Raw genomic sequence first — 16,616 nt, 5'->3', positions numbered from 1 at the left:
TCGGCTTCCGAGCGCGTGTGGCTACCGCTCAGGTCGCCCGGTTCGCAGGACGGCATTGCCCTGGCTCCAGTCCCAGGTGCTGCTGCATCGCACGGATCATGGTATCCACAGAGCCGAAACCGCTGCGCGCTGCGATCTTCTCCTGAGGCCAGTCGGTCTGGCGCAGCAGCGCCGCAGCGTGCTGCGCACGCACCTGGGCCACGAAGCGGGCAGGCGTGCAATGGGCCTGCGCCGCAAACGCACGAGCGAAGTTGCGGGGGCTCATGTGTGCACGCTGGGCCAAGGCATCTACCGACAGATCCTGGGTCAGATGCCCCTGAATCCAGGCCATCAGCTCGCGCATGCGGACCGATGCATCGGTCTGCGCCAGCAGCGCCGGGCTCAGCTGCGGTGTGGTGTCTGTGCGCAGCGTGAACACCGCCAGATCCCGGGCGATCTGCATGGCCACGGCGCGGCCCAGGTCTTCTTCGATCAGGGCCAGGGCCATGTCCAGCCCGGTGGTCACACCGGCCGATGTCCAGAGCGTGCCGTCGCGCACAAAAATTCGGTCACGCTGCACCTGTGTGCCAGGGCATAACTGGGCGAGCAGATCGCAGGCATTGATATGGGTCGTCACCTTGCACCCTTCCAGCAGCCCGGCAGCAGCCAGCGCAAAGGCGCCCGTGCAGACGCTGGCCACCCGCCGTGACCGCTGCGCAGCCTGGGCCAGCCACGCACCCGCGCCGTCCTCGTAGATCGCGCGGCGCAGGGCGTCCTCCTCGCCCCCCGCCACGATCAGTGTGTCGATCGAGCCGCCCATGGTCTGCATGGGGACGGTGTCGGCCACCGCAAATCCTGCACTGGTGCGCACAGCGCCCCCACGTGGCGAAGCCATGTGAACCCGGTAGGCCCCCGGCACAGCGAGGGTGGCCTTGCTGAATGCGCTGGCGGGTGCCGCAATGTCGATGGCTTCCACCCCTTCAAAGGCCAGCAGGACCACTTCGCGGCAAGGGGCGTGGGCAGCGGCCTTGGCAGGAACTGCGGCGGATTTGGCATGGCGGGGCATCGTGATGCAACCTAAGCTGGGGCCGGTGAACGTGGTGAATAGTGGATGTCAACAGGAGGCGGGGTGTGGCGATATTGTGGCGTTGGATGGAGGTGGTGAGCATGGGGCTGATCGCCATGGCGGCGTGGACCGCAGGTGCCACCTCGGGGTTCGCGCAGCCTATGGATCCGCACCAGGGTGCCCAGACCTCTGCGCCTTTCGCGCTGGCCCTGCGCCCACCGCTGGCCGGGGCCACCGCGCCCGTGATTGCCGTGCTGGCATTGAACGAGGGGACGGAAACCACAGACTTCCTGGTTCCCCATGCCGTGCTGCAGCTGGCCCAGGTGGGCGTGGTGGAGGCCGTGGCCCCACGCGCAGGCGCAGTCACCTTGATGCCTGCGCTGCAAGTGGAGGTGCCACGCAGCTTCGCGGCCTTTGATTCCGTGTATCCGCAGGGGGCAGACATCGTGGTCGTGCCTGCTCTGCACACCGAAGACGACCCGGCGGTACTGGCGTGGCTACAGGCCCAGGCGGCCAAAGGGGCTGTGGTGGTCGGTATCTGCAGCGGGGCCAGGGTGTTGGGCCGGGCGGGCTTGCTGGAGGGACGCCGCTTTGCGGGGCACTGGTATGACCGCAGCACTTTGCTGCGGCGCCACCCGGGCGCAGTGCATGTACCCGGGCAGCGCTATGTGGCCGATGGGCCGGTGGTGACCACCACGGGGGTGTCCGCGTCTTTGCCCTTGTCGCTGGCTTTGGTCGAGACGCTGGCGGGTGCCGAGCGGGCGCGCGCCGTGGCGACCGCGCTGGGCATGCCATCCTGGGGTCCTGCACACCGCAGCGAACGGTTCGGCCTGTCGCTTGCGCATGTGGGGACCCTCTCGATCAACACCGTGCTGTTCTGGCGGCATGAGCGCATCGACATCCCCGTGATGGATGGGGTGGACGATGTGGCGCTGGCCCTGGCGGCAGATGCGTGGTCGCGCACCTACCGCTCTCGCGCTGAGGCGGTGACCGCCCTCGCCAGCCCCGTGCACCTGCGCAGCGGCTTGTTGCTGCGGGCTGCGCCGCCTGATGCGTCGGCGACCACGGTCTTGCTGGACAGTGGCATGCACCCTGCCTGTGCGCTGGACCACAGCCTGCAGATGATCGGTCAGCGTTACGGGGCGGCTACGCGCCAGTGGGTCGCCACACAACTGGAATACGAATACCCCGAGGTGCGCTGTGGGGCAGCGGGTCCGTCTCCGTGATTGACTACTCTCTACGCGCCTGGGGCTGGTGTACCCAGGCTACTGCGGTCGTCATCCGCCTTTGTCGGCGTTGACCCACCCCAGGTCCAGCGGCCGGTCCTCGAATTCGGTGTTCAGGACCACGGTGCTGGTGGTGCGCGCGACGCCGGGAATCGCCTTGATCTGGTAGAGCACGTCCTCCAGCCCGCGCGCGTGCGTGGTGCGGATCTTGGCCAGGAAGTCGTGCTCGCCAGCCACGCTGTGCAATTCTTCCACCTGGGGGATAGCGCGCAGGCGCGGCGCAATGTCACGGCAGTGCGCGCCGCCATCGTTGCGGATCGCCACAAACGCGGTGAAGTTCAGTCCCACACGCTCCGGGTCCACGCTGATCGAAAACCGGCGGATAACGCCCTTGTCCAGCAGCTTCTTCACGCGCTCGTGCACGGCGGCGGTGGACAGTCCCACCTCGGCCCCTACATCGGCGTACGAACGTCGGCCATCTGCGCCTAGTGCCGAAATAATTCTTGCGTCCATGTCATCTGTCTGAATATTTGCTTGCATAGCCGCTCTATTTTGGTAAAAATTACGAAAACCTTGCGGTTTCCATAAATTATTCGGTCAGGTGAAGAATATGCCGGCAATTTTCAATGTGCAAGCCCGAGCACAACGCAACGGGGCGGTGGCCATGGCACTGCTGCTGGTCTACATCGTCTGGGGCACTACCTATTTCGCCATTGGTATTGCGCTGCAGAGCATGCCGCCACTGCTGATGAATGCCATCCGTTTTTTGTGCGCCGGTAGCGTGATGCTGGTGATTGCGTTGTGGCAAGGCCATGCATTGCCCACGTGGGTGCAATGGCGCAACTCGGCGGTGGTGGGCGGCTGCATGGTGTTTCTGGCCATGAACCTGATGGGTTTTGCGCAAAAGCTGGGCATTGGCTCGGGCCTGATGGCCACGGTGGTCACCACCATGCCGATGTGGCTGGCACTTTGGTCGCGCTGGGGCGGCGAGCGCGTGCCGTTCACCAGCTGGATCGGCCTGGCCCTGGGCGTGGTGGGTGCGCTGCTGCTGGCGCTGGAGGGCGACTTTTCAGCTACCTGGCTCGGTGCGCTGCTGGCCTTTGGTGCTCCGCTGTGCTGGAGCGTGGGCTCGTATGCATCGCGCAAGCTGTCGCTACCTGCGCCCGCCATGGCATCGGCCGCGCAGTGGTTTGCGGGGGGCGCCATGGGGCTGGTGGTGGCGTTGTGGTTTGAGCCGTTGAGCGCCCTGGGCCAGGTCACTGCCAAGTCGTGGGCGGCGTGGGTCTATCTGCTGGTGTTTGGTACCTTGGTGGCGCTCAATGCATATCTATGGCTGCTGCAGAACACGTCGGCCGCGCTGGCGGGCAGCTATTCGTTTGTGAACCCTGCGGTGGCTTTGCTGGTGGGCGTGGCGCTGGGGGGCGAGCTGCTCACGGGCTGGGTGTTTGCCGCGCTGCCGTTGATTGGGGCGGCGCTGGCGTTCATTCTGTACGGGCAAGCGCTGCAGCGGTGGCTGGAAAAGCTCAGTCCGGGATTACAGCGGTTGCTTCAATCTCGATCTTCGCGCGCTCTTCCATGAGCCCCGCCACCTGCACGCAGGCCATGGCCGGAAAGTTCTTGCCCAGCACCTCGCGGTAGACCGCGCCCAGCTCCTTCAAGCGGCTGTTGTATTCGTTGCGGTCGGTCACGTACCAGGTCAGGCGCACCAGGTGCTCGGGGCCCGCGCCGCCAGCCTCCAGCACCGCCCGCACATTCAACAGCGTCTGCCTCGTCTGGTCGATGAAATCGTCGCTCTCAAACTGCTGCTGCGCATTCCAGCCGATCTGGCCGCCGGTAAAGACCATGGTGCCGCGTGCGGCCACGCCGTTGGCGTAGCCCTTAGGGGTGACCCAGCCCTCGGGCTGCAAAAGGGTGTTTTTCATCGTCATGTTATTTTTGTTGAAGTGGGCGATCCGGCGGAGGGTGATGCGGCCGCACCCTGGCGCAGCTTGAAGCGCTGCAGCTTGCCGGTTTCGGTGCGCGGAAGGGCGGTCACAAACTCCACCACGCGTGGGTATTTGAACGGGGCGATGGTGGCCTTCACATGGTCCTGCAAGGTCTTGACCATGGCGGCATCGCCCGTGTGGCCGGGCTTCAAGACGCAGATGGCCTTGACCACCATGCCGCGCTCCTCGTCGGGCACGCCGATCACGCCGCACTCGGCCACGGCAGGGTGGCGCAGCAGGGCGTCTTCCACCTCGGGGCCGCCCACGTTGTAGCCGGCGGTGATGATCATGTCATCGTCGCGCGCCTGGTAGAAGAAGTAGCCGTCCGCGTCTTGCGTGAACGCATCGCCGGGGTAGTTCCAGCCATCCTTCACGTACTTGGCCTGGCGCGGGTCGTCGAGGTACTTGCAGCCCGTGGGGCCGATCACCGCGAGCTTGCCCACGGTGCCGCGTGGCAGCTCATTGCCATCGTCGTCCACCACCTTGGCGGTGTAGCCGGGCACCACCTTGCCGATGGCGCCGCGCCGGCTCTCACCGCCGGGCGAAGAGATGAAGATGTGGAACATTTCGGTGGCGCCAATGCCGTCCGTCATGTCCAGGCCGGTCGCCTCCTTCCACAGCTGGCGTGTGGCGTCGGGCAGGCCCTCGCCCGCGCTCACGCTGGTGCGCAGCTGGGGCAGGCCGATCTGCTTGGCAAAGGGTGCCATCTGCCGGTAGAAGGTGGGGGCGGTGTAGCAGATGGTCACGCCCGCATCGCGCATCAGCCGCACCATGGTTTCGGGCGTGTAGGGCTGGTCGGGGAAGTACACGCTGGCCCCGGCCCACATCGGAAACACCAGCAAGCCGCCCAGGCCAAAGGTGAACGCCAGCGGCGGCGAGCCCGCCACGATGTCATCGGGTGTGGCCTTGAGTACATGGCGCGGCCAGGCCTCGCAGCCTGCCAGCACATCGCGGTGCGTGTGCACGGCCGCCTTGGGGGAACCTGTGGTGCCCGAGGTGAACGCCATCAGCGCGATGTCGTCCGCCGACGTGGGGCAGGGCGGCGTGGTGCCGGGCTTGCCCTGCGCGCGCTGCAGCAGGTCGGCGGCATCCGGCGCTGTGTGGAAGGGCACGATGGTGACGAGCACGGGGTGCTGCGTCTGCGCGGCCTGCAGCTCGGCCAGCAGGCGGCCGTCGCACAGTGCCAGCGTGGGCTGGGCGCGGTCGATGATGCTGCCCAGCTCCACCGCGCGCAGCAGCGGCATGGTGGCCACCGCCACCAGCCCCGCATAGACGGTACCCAGCCAGGCCAGCGCCATCTCCACCGTGTTGCCGCCGCGCAGCAGCACGCGGTTGCCGGGCACGAGGCCGTGGTCCTGCGTCAGTACCTCGGCAATGCGCGCGGCCTCGGTGCGGGCGTCGCGGTAGGTATACGTGCGGTGCGGGCCGCGCAACAGGGGGCGGTCGATGTGACCCGCACGTTCGGCCTGGTCGAACAGCGTCTGCACCAGGTTGGCCTGGTTGGCGATCTGCAGCTCCGGCAGGTCGTAGCGCAGTGTGGGCCAGGCCTCGGGTGCAGGCATGCGGTCGTGCACGAAATGGTCGGGCTGGGCGGAGGGGGCTTTCATGCGATTACTCCTGCAAAACGGCCTTACCGATGATGAGCTGCTGCACTTCGGTGGCGCCTTCGTAAATGCGCAGCGAGCGGATGTCGCGGTACAGCGATTCGACCTTGCTGCCCACTTCCACGCCGCGCCCGCCGTGCAGCTGCAGCGCCATGTCGATGACGCGCTGGGCGTTTTCAGTGGCGGTCATCTTGGCCATCGCCGCTTCGGCAGTCACGCGCGCCTGGCCCGTGTCGCGCAGCCAGGCCGCGCGGTAGGTGAGCAGCGCGGCGCTGTCCACCAGCGCGGCCATCTCGCCGATCTTGGCCTGCGTGAGCTGAAAGTCCGCCAGCGTCTGGCCGAACATGCGGCGCTGGCGGGCGTGGTGCACCGCCTCGGCCAGTGCGCGGCGCGCCATGCCCAGTGCGGCGGCGGCCACCGATGCGCGGAAGATGTCGAGCGTGCGCATGGCCAGCTTGAAGCCGCCGCTCTCGTCGCCCAGCAGCGCGGTGGCGGGCACGTTGCAGTTGGTGAACTGCAGCGTGGCCAGTGGGTGGGGCGCCATCACATGGATATGGCGCGAGGCGTCCAGGCCCGGCGTGTTCGCATCGACGATGAAGGCGCTGATGCCTCGCGTGCCGCCGCTCGGGTTGGTCTTGGCGAACACGCAGTAGAAGTCGGCGATGCCGCCGTTGCTGATCCAGGTTTTGGTGCCGTTCAAGCAAAAAGTGCCTGTAGCGCTAGTCGAATCTGTGCTGGCAGCTATGGTTTGCATAGCGCCCACATCTGACCCCGCCTCGGGCTCGCTCAGCGCAAACGCAGCAATCAGTTCGCCACGCGCCACGCCTTGCAGGTAGTGCGCCTGCTGCGCGGGGCTACCCGCCAGCGTGATCGCACCGCTGCCCAGTCCTTGCATCGCAAACGCGAAGTCCGCCAGCGGCGAGTGGTAGGCCAGGGTCTCGCGCAGCAGCACCAGCGCGCGCGAGTCGAGCGCAGGCAGCGCGCCGCCGTGCGCGGCGGGCACGCAGTAGCGCAGCCAGCCGCCCGTGCCCAGGCGCTGCACCCAGTCGCGGCAGGCGGCGCGGTCGTCGGTTTCATCCACCTCTTGCGCGGCAGCCCAGGGCACCAGGCCCTCGGCCAGCGCGCGGTGGGCATCGTCAAAAAAGGGCAGCGCCAGGTGCGCCGTGGAGGGCGGGCGAGGTGCGGGGGGCGTTGCGACGTGCATGGGTTCAATCTCCCTGGAACACGGGCTTTTGCTTGGCGGCGAACGCTTCGTAGGCGCGGCGGAAGTCTTCGGTCTGCATGCAGATGGCCTGGGCCTGCGCTTCGGCTTCGATGGCCTGCTCGATGGTCATGCTCCACTCCTGGCTCAGCATGGTCTTGGTCATGCCGTGGGCGAAGGTGGGGCCGTCGGCCAGCGCGCGCGCGGTGGCCTGCACGTTCGCCAGCAGGTCAGCGCTCTCATACAAATCGTTGAAGAAGCCCCAGGCGAGACCCTCGTGCGCTGTCATCGCGCGGCCGGTGAACAGCAGCTCGCTGGCGCGGCCCTGGCCGATCATGCGCGGCAGCAGTGCGCAGGCGCCCATGTCGGCGCCGGCCAGGCCCACGCGGGTGAACAAGAACGCGGTCTTGGTGGCCTCGGTGCCGTAGCGCATGTCGCAGGCCAGCGCCATCATCGCGCCCGCTCCGGCGCAGATGCCGTCGATGGCGCCCAGCACGGGCTGCGGGCAGGCGCGCATGGCTTTGACCAGGTCGCCCGTCATGCGCGTGAACTCCAGCAGCTCGGGCATGGTCATGGTGGTCAGCGGGCCGATGATCTCGTGCACGTCGCCGCCCGAGCAAAAGTTGCCGCCCGCACCCGTGACCACGATGGCTTTCACATCGGTGGCGAAGCGCAGCGCGTAAAAGAAGTCGCGCAGCTCGGCATAGCTCTGGAAGGTGAGCGGGTTCTTGCGGTCGGGCCGGTTGAGCGTGACGGTGCCCACGCCAGCATCAAAGCTCCATGCGAAATGCTCGGCCACGTAGCGGGCCTCTGGGTTGAACTGCTCGCGCATGGGGTTGCTCGCCCCGATGAAGTGTTTCATTCGGCTGTCTCCAAAGAATTGTTTTGTGTGTGTTCTTTCACCTTGCCCAGCAGGCGGTACAAGGTGGCGATGTCGCGCTCGCCCAGCGTGGCGAAGGCCTCGACGATCCATTGCTCGTGCTGGCGCGCCATGGTGTTGAACTGCTCGCGGCCCTGCGGCGTGAGGCGCACCAGGTACGCGCGGCGGTCGCCTTCCACGTCCAGGCGCTCCACCAGGCCTTCGACTACGAGCTGGTCGGTGATGCCGGTGATGTTGCCGCTCGTCACCATCATGCGGCGCGAGAGTTCCTTCATCTTCATGCCGTCCGGCGCGCGCTCCAGCTGCGCCATCAGGTCGAAGCGAGGCAAGGTGGTGTCGAATTGCGCGCGCAGATGGCTGCGCACCTGCTTTTCGATGAGCTGGGTGCAAGTGAGCAGGCGCAGCCACAGGCGCAGGGCTTCGGGATGTTCGCTGGGGGCGGCGCCGTGCAGGCGGGCTTCGAGGTCCATGGTGGTTTACTCGATTGCTTCTATTTTTGTAGCTGCTGGCGCTTGATTCACTAGCGCTTGTGCCTGCTTTTGCTTGGAAATTTCGCGCAGCATCTGGTCGCGGCCGCTGTGATACTGCACCGGCCAGTCGGTGTGCGCTGCGGCCACGGGGCTCAGCTGCGCGGCGGCGTGCAGCGTCCACGCCGGGTCGGCCAGGTGGGGGCGGGCAATGGCACACAGGTCGGCGCGGCCGGCCGCGATGATGCTGTTGGCGTGGTCGGCCTCGGTGATCGCGCCCACCGCCATGGTGGCAATACCCACCTCGTTGCGGATGCGGTCGGCAAACGGCGTCTGGTACATGCGGCCATACACCGGGCGCGAGTCGCGTGTGGTCTGGCCGGAGGACACGTCGATCAGGTCCGCGCCTGCCGCCTTGAACAAGCGCGCAATGGCGATGGCGTCGTCGGCAGTATTTCCGTCAGGGAGCCAGTCGTGGGCCGAGATACGCACGGAGAGCGGCTTGTCGGCCGGCCACACGGCGCGCAGCGCGGTCAGCACCTCCAACGGGTAGCGGCAGCGGTTCTCCAGGCTGCCGCCGTATGCATCGGTACGCTGGTTGGTGGCGGGACTCAAGAAGCTGGCCAGCAGGTAGCCGTGTGCGCAGTGCAGCTCCAGCCAGTCAAAGCCGCAGGCCACGGCGCGGCGGGCGCTGTCCACAAAAGCGGCGGTCACGCGGTCCATGTCGGCGCGGGTCATGGCGGCAGGTGTCTGGTTCTGCGCGCCGTAGGCGACGGGGCTGGCGGCCAGCAGGGGCCAGTTGCCGGCCTCCAGGGGCTCGTCGGTACCTTCCCAGCCGACACGCGTGGAGCCTTTGGGACCGCTGTGGCCCAGCTGCAGGCCGATCTTGGCCGTGCTGCTGCCGTGCACAAAGTTCACGATGCGCGCAAAGGCGGCTTGCTGTGCGTCGTTCCACAGGCCGGGGCAGGCGGGGGTGATGCGGCCCTCGGGCGTGGGGCTGGTCATCTCCACCATCACCAGCGCGGCGCCGCCCAGGGCCCTAGCGCCCAGGTGCACCAGGTGGAAGTCCTGCGGCACGCCCTCGACCGCGCTGTAGGTGGCCATGGGCGAGACAACGATGCGGTTCTTGAGCGTGAGGCCCTTCAAAGTGAACGGCGTGAGCATGGGCGGAATCGCGGCCTTGCCACCCGCGAGCCAGGCCTCATAGCCCTCCAGCCACGCGGCATCGCGCAGCCGCAGGTTCTCGTGGCTGATGCGCTGGCTGCGCGTGAGCAGCGAGTACGTGAACTGCTCCACGGGCATGCCGGCGTAGCGCGCCACGTTCTCAAACCACTCGGTGCTGTTGCGCGCGGCGTTCTGGATCTTCAGCACCTCCACGCTGCGGCGCGCTTCATAGTGCTGCAGCACCTCGTCAATCGGCAAACCCGTGGCGAATTCGTTGGCGAGGTCGATGGCGTCTTCCAGTGCGAGCTTGGTGCCGCTGCCAATCGAGAAATGTGCGGTGTGCGCCGCGTCACCCATCAGCACGATGGGCACCTGCTTCCCGCCGATGGCTTCGCGGTGCACCCAGGTGTTGCAGATCACGCGCGGAAAGCGGATCCAGTTGGCCGAGCCGCGCAGGTGTGTGGCGTTGCTGATGAGCGCGTTGCCGTCCAGGTATTTGGCGAACAGCTTTTCGCAGAATGCAATGGCCTCGGGCTGCTCCATCTGGTCGAGGCCGTGCGCCTTCCACACCGCTTCGGGTGTCTCGATGATGAAGGTGGAGGTGTCGGCATCGAACTGGTAGGCATGCGCCTGGAACCAGCCATGCTCGGTCTGTTCGAAAGCAAACGTAAAAGCGTCGAACTTTTTCTTGGTGCCCAGCCATACGAAGCGGCACTGGCGCAGATCGATGTCTGGCTGGTAGGTGGCTGCGTAGCGGGTGCGGATGCGGCTGTTGAGGCCGTCGCTGGCAATGACCAGGTCGGCGTTGTACTGCGCAGCCAGCGCCTGGTCGTCGGCCACGTCGGTTTCGAACACCAGCTCCACGCCCACCGCCAGGCACCGGTCCTGCAGGATGTTGAGCAGGCGCTTGCGGCCAATGCCGCAGAAGCCGTGGCCGGTGGAGCGCACGCTGCGCCCCTTGAAGAACACCTCGATATCGTCCCAGTGGTTGAACGCGTCGCCGATCAGGGCTGCCGTGGGCGCATCTGCCGCCTGCAGGTTGGCCAGCGTTTGGTCCGACAGCACCACCCCCCATCCGAAGGTGTCGAACGGCCGGTTGCGTTCGACCACCGTGACGCGGTGCGCGGGGTTTTGCTGCTTCATGAGCAGTGCGAAGTAGAGACCGGCGGGCCCACCGCCAATGCAGAGGATGTTCATGCCAAAATAGTTTAGGCTTAAACAAAATACTGTCAATGGGGCCTTCCCGGCGAAACCCCTGATGCCATTGCGGGGTGTTGACGCAGTGCAGCAAATTTTTCAAGATGCGCCGTATGAAGCACTTGCTGCACACCTTGGAGGGGCGGCTGGCGGCCTTGCCGGTGCCGATGGCGGTCCAGTTGCCTGCGGGCCAGCAACTGGGCGCGCCCGAGCCCGCCGTCACCTTGCGCTTTCGCGACCGCATGGCCCTGGTGGCGCTGGCCACGGGCGAGATCGGCAATGTAGGGGCTGCCATCGTCGAGGGGCGTGTGGCGCTGGAAGGCGGCATGCGCGACCTGATGGCCGCCGCTGCGGGCCTGTTGACCCGCGACCCGGCCCGCGACCAACACCACGGCTGGTGGCGGCGGGTGCTGGCACGCGCGCGGTCCATGGCGTCGCATACGCTGGCGCACGACGCGCGCCATGTGCAGTTTCACTACGACCTGTCGGACGACTTCTACGCGCTGTGGCTGGATCCGCGCCGCGTGTATTCGTGTGCCTACTACCGATCGCCCGACTTGACACTGGCCCAGGCACAAGAGGCCAAGATCGACCACATCTGTCGCAAGCTGCAGCTGCAGCCCGGCGACCGGTTCCTGGACATTGGCGCGGGCTGGGGTGGCCTGCTGCTGTGGGCGGCTGAGCACTACGGCGTGGATGCCACAGGCATCACGCTGTCGCGCAACCAGCATGCGCATGTGCAGCGGCGCATTGAAGAGCGTGGGCTGCAGGGGCGCGTGCGCATGCAATTGGTGGATTACCGCGAGCTGCAGGTGGAGCAGCCCTTCGACAAGATCGCCTCGGTAGGCATGTTCGAGCATGTGGGCCGCGCACAGATGCTGCGTTACTTTGAAACCGTGGCCCGCCTGCTGCGCCCGGGCGGGCTGGTGCTGAACCACGGCATCACGGCCGGAGGCGCAGACAACGCGCAGCTGGGCGCAGGCATGGGTGACTTTATCGAGCAATACATCTTCCCCGGCGGCGAGCTTTTGCATGTGAGCGCGGTGTTGCACGACATGGCGCGCGCGGGCCTGGAGATGGTGGACACCGAGAACCTGCGCCCGCACTATGCGCGCACGCTGTGGGCGTGGTCCGACGGGCTCGAAGCCCGATTGCCTGCAGCCCGTGAGGTGCTGGTCGCACAAGGAGGGGAGGAGCAGGGTGATAAGGTCTTGCGTGCGTACCGCCTGTACCTTGCGGGCAGCGCCCTGGGTTTTGAACGTGGGTGGATGGCGCTGCACCAGATACTGGCCGTCAAGCCGGATGGCGACACGGCCAGAGGCCTTTTGCCCGGCGCACAATCGAGCTATCCGTTCACCCGCGACTACATGTATGCGGACCCCGGCAACCTCTTCCGATAGGCCTTGACCATGCTCTACAAGTTCAAATCCCGCGCCACCGCCGACCTGATCATGCTCGAACCCCAGGGGCGCCAGATCGTGACCATCATCGGCAAGACACCTGGCGCCAGCGGCATCGTGACCGCTGCCCAGATCCCCGGCGCCATTGCCGCGCTGGAGGCGGCCGTGATCGCCGACGAAGCCCAGCCCGAAGCCCAGGAAAACGATGAGGCTGCGGCTGAAGAAATCAACGAGGCCGTGCGCCTGCGCCAGCGTGCTGCGCCGTTCATCGAGATGCTCAAGCGCAGTGCTGCGGCGGACGTGGATGTGGTGTGGGGTGTGTGACCTGATCGCAGGTGCGTCTGCCGCTCACCAGCCTTGTCAGGCCTGGCTGCGTGCGGTCCGCAGGCGTCGCAGCCCATGCTCGCGCCACGGCTGATGCGGTGGCGCCAACCATCAATCCACCTTGGCCCCCGACGTCTTCACCACCTGCGCCCACTTCTTGTGTTCGTTGTCGATGTGCTTGGCAAATTCGGCCGGGGTGTTGCCGCCGGGGATGGCGCCTTGTGCCAGCAGCCGCTCCTTCATGGCGGGCGTGGCCAGTGACTTGGCGACTTCCTGCTGGATGCGGTTGACGATGTCGGCGGGTGTGCCCGCCGGGGCCAGCAGGCCGAACCAGGAACTGGCTTCGTAGCCCTTGAGTGTGGGGCCGCCCGCTTGCTCCACGGTGGGTACATCGGGCAGGGCGCCCGAGCGCTCGGAGCTGGTCACGGCCAGCGCGGTGAGCTTGCCGGCCTTGATCTGCGCCATGGACGAGGGCAGGTTGTCGAACATCACGTCCGCATTGCCCGCCACCATGTCCATGAGCGCCGGGCCCGAGCCACGGTAGGGCAGGTGCAGCATGAAGGTGCCGGTCATGCTTTTGAACAGCTCGCCAGCCAGATGGATCGACGTGCCGTTGCCGCTGGAGGCCATGTTCATCTTGCCGGGGTTGGCCTTGGCCACCCGGATGAAATCCTGCACGTTGTGAATGCCCTGGGCCTTGGCCTTGTCGGCATTCATCACCATCACATTGGGAACAGCCGCCACCATGGTGATGGGCACAAAGTCCTTGATGGGGTCGTACGGCAGCTTCGCGTACAGCGCACGGTTGATGCCGTGGGTGCCCACGGTGCCCATCAACAGCGTGTAGCCGTCGCCGGGCGACTTGGCGACGATCTCCGCGCCCACATTGCCGCCGGCGCCGGCACGGTTGTCCACGATGAACTGCTGGCCGAAGGCCTTGGACAGCTCGGGCGCCATGGCGCGGGCCAGGATGTCGGTGGTGCCACCGGGCGCAAAGGGCACCACGATGCGTACCGGCTTGGTGGGCCATGCGCCCTGGGCGCGCGCCATGGTGGGCAGCAGCGCCGCCGCGCAGGCCAGCGCAACGGCGCTGGCGGCCAGGGCCATCACCTGGCGACGACGCGCGCGGAGTGGATGCGAAGCGGTTGCGGCATCCGATGAGTCGGATGAGCGCGTGGGTGCGCGGAGGGGAGTGCGTGCCATGGAGATCAATCCTTGATGTCGGGGAGAAGAGAAAGGTCTGCTGGGGTTCTACGCGCGTTGGCGCAGTGGGGGCAGATGGATAACCCCAATCCTGGTGGCGCAGGGCATCTGCAGCCCGCAATATCGCGCGCACGGTCCGTTCAACAGCCCACCCGCGCCCATGAAAAAAGCCGCAACACGTCGTGCGACGTGGCGGCTTTGGGGAGGTGCTGGCAGGGCTGCGTTCAGAGCCCTACCGGGTGCGAGAGGATCAGTCCGCGTAGGTGCCTGCGGCCTTGATGACGGCGCCCCACTTGTCGATCTCGGCGGCCACGAACTTCTTGTGCTCAGGGCCTTCAATGCGCTTGTCGGTGATGACCACAGCGCCCAGGGCTTCCTGCTTCTTGATGAACTCTGGGTCCTTCAGAGCGGCCTTGAGCGCTTCGTTGATCTTCTTTTGCACATCGGCTGGCGTGCCCTTGGGGGCGTACAGGCCGTGCCAGATGCTCACGTTGAAGTCCTTCAGACCCGATTCCGCCAGGGTGGGCAGGTCTTTGAGCGCAGGGGTGGTCAGGCGCTTGGAGGTGGTCACGGCATAGGCCTTGACCTTCTTGCCTTCGATCTGGCTGGTGGTGTTGGTGGTCTGGTCGCACAGCAGGTCGATCTGGCCGCCGATCAGGTCGGTGATGGCAGGGGCCGTGCCTTTGTAGGGCACATCGGTCATATCGGTCTGCAGCGCTGCCTTGAACATCAGGCCGCACAGGTGCGAGGCAGCGCCCAGGCCGGCGTTGCCCAGGTTGATCTTGCCCTTGTTCTGCTGAATCCAGGCCGTCAACTCCTTGAAGTTGTTGGCTGGCATCGTGGGGCGAGCAATCAGCGTCATGGGCACTTCGTTAACCATGCCCAGGTATTCAAAGTCGTTGGGCACGCTGAACGACAGCTTGCGGTACAGCGCGGGCATGGTGGACATGCCGATGTGGTTGAGCAGCAGGGTGTAGCCATCGGGCGTTGCACGGGCCACGCGGGCGGCGCCAATGGAGCTGCCTGCACCGGCGGTGTTGTCCACCACCACGGTGGCGCCCAAAGGCTTGCGCAGCGCTTCGGCCAGGTCGCGGGCCACGCGGTCGGTGGGGCCACCGGCGGCGAAGGGCACCACGATGGTGACCGTCTTGTCCTTGGCGGGGAAGTCCTGCGCGTGGGCGCCAAAGGCAAGCACTGCAGCGGCAGCGACGAGGGCGAGTTTCAGCGTTGTTTTCATGGGTGCTCCTGTAAATGACGGGCCATGATAGCGAGGGGCATTTCCGCCAACATTGCGGATAGTACGTAGCACACAGGCCGCATGGTTTTTAAGCCAAATGGCCCGGTAGCGCCGGTATTTATTGCCCTGAATGCTACTCAATAGATAGCAAATGTTAGGGTAAACACTGCGGTGCCCCCGTGTGCGAAATGGCCTTGTTTTGCGCTGTCGCAAGGCCGGATGCCCTGTCTGATCGATTGATGTGCACACACATCTTTTGCATGCCATACGCACATCGCCCGTGCGGTCAGGCACTGCGCCCTGGCCTGCGCAGCGAGATCGTCAACAGGCGCCCAAGTCGCCTGCCAGTGCGCGCATGCGCACATTCAGGCGGGCGTAACTGCTGAAAGAGCTATTTGTAGCTGCGCGCGTCTTCGATCACCTTGCCATCGTTGGGCAGTGTGCCAGGGGGCACCATCTGCACCTCGCCGCGCAGCTTGGTCACTTCGCGGATCGCGTCGCTGAGCTGGTGGGCCAGGCCCTCGGCGGTCTCGGTGGTTTCGACCTGCAACACCATCTGGTCGTTGGCCATTTCGCCGCTGACCACAAGCCGGGCGCGCTGAACCTGCGGAAAGCGGCGCGCAATGGTGGCGATCTGCCCAGGGTGCACAAACATGCCGCGCACCTTGGTCGTCTGGTCGGCCCGGCCCATCCAGCCCTTGATGCGCGTATTGGTGCGACCGGTGGGGCACTGGCCGGGCAGCACGGCGGACAGGTCGCCGGTGCCAAAGCGGACCAGCGGGTAGTCGGGGTTGAGCGTGGTGATGACCAGCTCGCCAACTTCGCCCTCGGGCACCGGGTCACCGGTGCCGGGGCGCACGATCTCGACAATCACGCCTTCATCCAGCACAAGGCCTTCGCGTGCCGAGGATTCATACGCAATCAGGCCCAGGTCGGCCGTGGCATAGCACTGGTAGCCCGCGATGCCACGCTCGGCAAACCAGTCGCGCAGCGAGGGCGGAAACGCCTCGCCCGACACCAGCGCTTTGGTGACAGTGGGCAGGGCCACGCCCATCTCGGCGGCCTTCTCGACAATGATTTTCAGAAAGCTGGGCGTGCCGATGTAGCCCGCCGGTTTCAGCTCGGCCATGGCCTGCACCTGCTGCTCGGTCTGGCCGGTGCCGCCGGGGAACACGGTGCAGCCCAGAGCGTGAGCGCCGGTCTCCATCATCGAACCTGCAGGCACAAAGTGGTAGCTGAAGCTGTTGTGGATCAGCTCTCCGCTGCGAAAGCCCGCCGCGTGGATCGCGCGCGCCATGCGCCAGTAGTCGCGCCGTGTGCCCTCGGGCTCGTAGATGGTGCCGGGGCTGGCGAACACGCGGGTCATGCCGGCTCCGAAGTTCAGCGCGCTGAAGCCGCCAAACACATTGGCCGCGCGGCTCGCCTGCTGCCGCTCCAGCAGCTCGTACTTGCGCGTGACGGGCAGTTGCGCCAGCGCCGCGCGGCTGGTGACGGCCGATGCATCCACGCCCGCCAGGATGCTGGCAAAGGCGGGCGACGCCTTCTGGGCATGGGCGATCTGCTGCGGCAGCGCCGCCATCAAGGCCGCTTCGCGCTCGGCGGGGCTGCGCGTTTCCAGGGCGTCATAGAACGTGCTCATGCCTGGGTTCCTTGTGAGAAGGTGGTTTTGAATGAAATCAGCCT

15 protein-coding genes are annotated in these 16,616 nt (G+C 66.2%); 4 read left to right on the top strand and 11 right to left on the bottom strand.

The window, feature by feature from the left end; genetic code table 11:
- Window positions 1-28: 28 nt before the first annotated feature.
- Window positions 29-1,045: a GlxA family transcriptional regulator gene (locus tag ACT531_RS01645; protein WP_476016255.1), complete on the bottom strand. Its 1,017-nt coding sequence runs from the start codon at window positions 1,043-1,045 to the stop codon at window positions 29-31.
- A gap of 65 nt (window positions 1,046-1,110) precedes the next feature.
- Between ACT531_RS01645 and ACT531_RS01640 the strand changes: the two genes are divergently transcribed.
- On the top strand, window positions 1,111-2,271 hold the full coding sequence (locus ACT531_RS01640; protein WP_476016254.1) for a DJ-1/PfpI family protein: 1,161 nt from the start codon (window positions 1,111-1,113) through the stop codon (window positions 2,269-2,271).
- Between the two features lie 51 nt (window positions 2,272-2,322).
- On the opposite strand, the gene ACT531_RS01635 is transcribed toward ACT531_RS01640, so the two are convergent.
- On the bottom strand, window positions 2,323-2,784 hold the full coding sequence (locus ACT531_RS01635; protein WP_015012335.1) for an Lrp/AsnC family transcriptional regulator: 462 nt from the start codon (window positions 2,782-2,784) through the stop codon (window positions 2,323-2,325).
- A gap of 97 nt (window positions 2,785-2,881) precedes the next feature.
- On the opposite strand from ACT531_RS01635, the gene ACT531_RS01630 reads away from it, so the two are divergent.
- Entirely contained in the window at window positions 2,882-3,850 is a 969-nt protein-coding gene (locus tag ACT531_RS01630) for an EamA family transporter (RefSeq protein ID WP_476016253.1), read from the top strand.
- On the opposite strand, the gene ACT531_RS01625 is transcribed toward ACT531_RS01630, so the two are convergent.
- The 6 genes from ACT531_RS01625 to ACT531_RS01600 are packed head-to-tail and all read right to left on the bottom strand — an operon-like array spanning window position 3,795 to window position 10,769.
- Window positions 3,795-4,193, bottom strand: a complete 399-nt coding sequence (locus ACT531_RS01625; protein ID WP_055400021.1) for a RidA family protein — start codon at window positions 4,191-4,193, stop codon at window positions 3,795-3,797. The two genes, ACT531_RS01630 and ACT531_RS01625, sit on opposite strands and share 56 nt — an antisense overlap.
- 2 nt (window positions 4,194-4,195) lie before the next feature.
- A complete protein-coding gene (locus ACT531_RS01620) occupies window positions 4,196-5,863 on the bottom strand; it encodes an AMP-binding protein (RefSeq protein WP_476016252.1) in 1,668 nt (555 codons plus the stop codon).
- Between the two features lie 4 nt (window positions 5,864-5,867).
- A complete protein-coding gene (locus ACT531_RS01615) occupies window positions 5,868-7,064 on the bottom strand; it encodes an acyl-CoA dehydrogenase family protein (RefSeq protein ID WP_476016251.1) in 1,197 nt (398 codons plus the stop codon).
- A gap of 4 nt (window positions 7,065-7,068) precedes the next feature.
- Complete coding sequence (locus tag ACT531_RS01610) at window positions 7,069-7,923, bottom strand: enoyl-CoA hydratase family protein (protein WP_121422113.1); 855 nt, start codon at window positions 7,921-7,923, stop codon at window positions 7,069-7,071.
- A complete protein-coding gene (locus ACT531_RS01605) occupies window positions 7,920-8,411 on the bottom strand; it encodes a MarR family winged helix-turn-helix transcriptional regulator (RefSeq protein WP_146870129.1) in 492 nt (163 codons plus the stop codon). The genes ACT531_RS01610 and ACT531_RS01605 overlap by 4 nt, the downstream gene beginning before the upstream one ends.
- A gap of 6 nt (window positions 8,412-8,417) precedes the next feature.
- Entirely contained in the window at window positions 8,418-10,769 is a 2,352-nt protein-coding gene (locus ACT531_RS01600) for a bifunctional salicylyl-CoA 5-hydroxylase/oxidoreductase (RefSeq protein ID WP_476016250.1), read from the bottom strand.
- A gap of 113 nt (window positions 10,770-10,882) precedes the next feature.
- Here ACT531_RS01600 and ACT531_RS01595 point away from each other — a divergent pair, with 113 nt between their 5' ends.
- The gene (locus ACT531_RS01595; protein WP_309827031.1) at window positions 10,883-12,169 is read left to right on the top strand and encodes a class I SAM-dependent methyltransferase; all 1,287 of its coding nucleotides are present in this window, start codon (window positions 10,883-10,885) and stop codon (window positions 12,167-12,169) included.
- Between the two features lie 9 nt (window positions 12,170-12,178).
- Complete coding sequence (locus ACT531_RS01590; RefSeq protein ID WP_056059719.1) at window positions 12,179-12,493, top strand: DUF1840 domain-containing protein; 315 nt, start codon at window positions 12,179-12,181, stop codon at window positions 12,491-12,493.
- A gap of 111 nt (window positions 12,494-12,604) precedes the next feature.
- On the opposite strand, the gene ACT531_RS01585 is transcribed toward ACT531_RS01590, so the two are convergent.
- From ACT531_RS01585 to ACT531_RS01575, 3 genes are all read right to left on the bottom strand, one after another.
- Window positions 12,605-13,600 (bottom strand): Bug family tripartite tricarboxylate transporter substrate binding protein, encoded by a 996-nt coding sequence (locus ACT531_RS01585; RefSeq protein WP_476016616.1) that lies wholly within the window; start codon window positions 13,598-13,600, stop codon window positions 12,605-12,607.
- Window positions 13,601-13,946: 346 nt separating this feature from the next.
- Window positions 13,947-14,933 (bottom strand): tripartite tricarboxylate transporter substrate-binding protein, encoded by a 987-nt coding sequence (locus ACT531_RS01580; RefSeq protein ID WP_476016249.1) that lies wholly within the window; start codon window positions 14,931-14,933, stop codon window positions 13,947-13,949.
- A gap of 391 nt (window positions 14,934-15,324) precedes the next feature.
- On the bottom strand, window positions 15,325-16,572 hold the full coding sequence (locus ACT531_RS01575) for a phenylacetate--CoA ligase family protein (RefSeq protein ID WP_476016248.1): 1,248 nt from the start codon (window positions 16,570-16,572) through the stop codon (window positions 15,325-15,327).
- Window positions 16,573-16,616 lie beyond the last annotated feature (44 nt).

Source organism: Acidovorax sp. DMC1 (assembly GCF_056314325.1).
This window is presented reverse-complemented; position numbering and strand designations above follow the sequence as displayed.

What these genes read in the sequence shown, in the direction of transcription:
- ACT531_RS01645 (WP_476016255.1), bottom strand. Translation starts at nt 1,045, where the DNA reads ATGCCCCGCCATGCCAAATCCGCCGCAGTTCCTGCCAAGGCCGCTGCC.
- ACT531_RS01635 (WP_015012335.1), bottom strand. Translation starts at nt 2,784, where the DNA reads ATGGACGCAAGAATTATTTCGGCACTAGGCGCAGATGGCCGACGTTCG.
- ACT531_RS01630 (WP_476016253.1), top strand. Translation starts at nt 2,882, where the DNA reads ATGCCGGCAATTTTCAATGTGCAAGCCCGAGCACAACGCAACGGGGCG.
- ACT531_RS01625 (WP_055400021.1), bottom strand. Translation starts at nt 4,193, where the DNA reads ATGAAAAACACCCTTTTGCAGCCCGAGGGCTGGGTCACCCCTAAGGGC.
- ACT531_RS01620 (WP_476016252.1), bottom strand. Translation starts at nt 5,863, where the DNA reads ATGAAAGCCCCCTCCGCCCAGCCCGACCATTTCGTGCACGACCGCATG.
- ACT531_RS01615 (WP_476016251.1), bottom strand. Translation starts at nt 7,064, where the DNA reads ATGCACGTCGCAACGCCCCCCGCACCTCGCCCGCCCTCCACGGCGCAC.
- ACT531_RS01610 (WP_121422113.1), bottom strand. Translation starts at nt 7,923, where the DNA reads ATGAAACACTTCATCGGGGCGAGCAACCCCATGCGCGAGCAGTTCAAC.
- ACT531_RS01605 (WP_146870129.1), bottom strand. Translation starts at nt 8,411, where the DNA reads ATGGACCTCGAAGCCCGCCTGCACGGCGCCGCCCCCAGCGAACATCCC.
- ACT531_RS01600 (WP_476016250.1), bottom strand. Translation starts at nt 10,769, where the DNA reads ATGAACATCCTCTGCATTGGCGGTGGGCCCGCCGGTCTCTACTTCGCA.
- ACT531_RS01595 (WP_309827031.1), top strand. Translation starts at nt 10,883, where the DNA reads ATGAAGCACTTGCTGCACACCTTGGAGGGGCGGCTGGCGGCCTTGCCG.
- ACT531_RS01590 (WP_056059719.1), top strand. Translation starts at nt 12,179, where the DNA reads ATGCTCTACAAGTTCAAATCCCGCGCCACCGCCGACCTGATCATGCTC.
- ACT531_RS01585 (WP_476016616.1), bottom strand. Translation starts at nt 13,600, where the DNA reads ATGGCCCTGGCCGCCAGCGCCGTTGCGCTGGCCTGCGCGGCGGCGCTG.
- ACT531_RS01580 (WP_476016249.1), bottom strand. Translation starts at nt 14,933, where the DNA reads ATGAAAACAACGCTGAAACTCGCCCTCGTCGCTGCCGCTGCAGTGCTT.
- ACT531_RS01575 (WP_476016248.1), bottom strand. Translation starts at nt 16,572, where the DNA reads ATGAGCACGTTCTATGACGCCCTGGAAACGCGCAGCCCCGCCGAGCGC.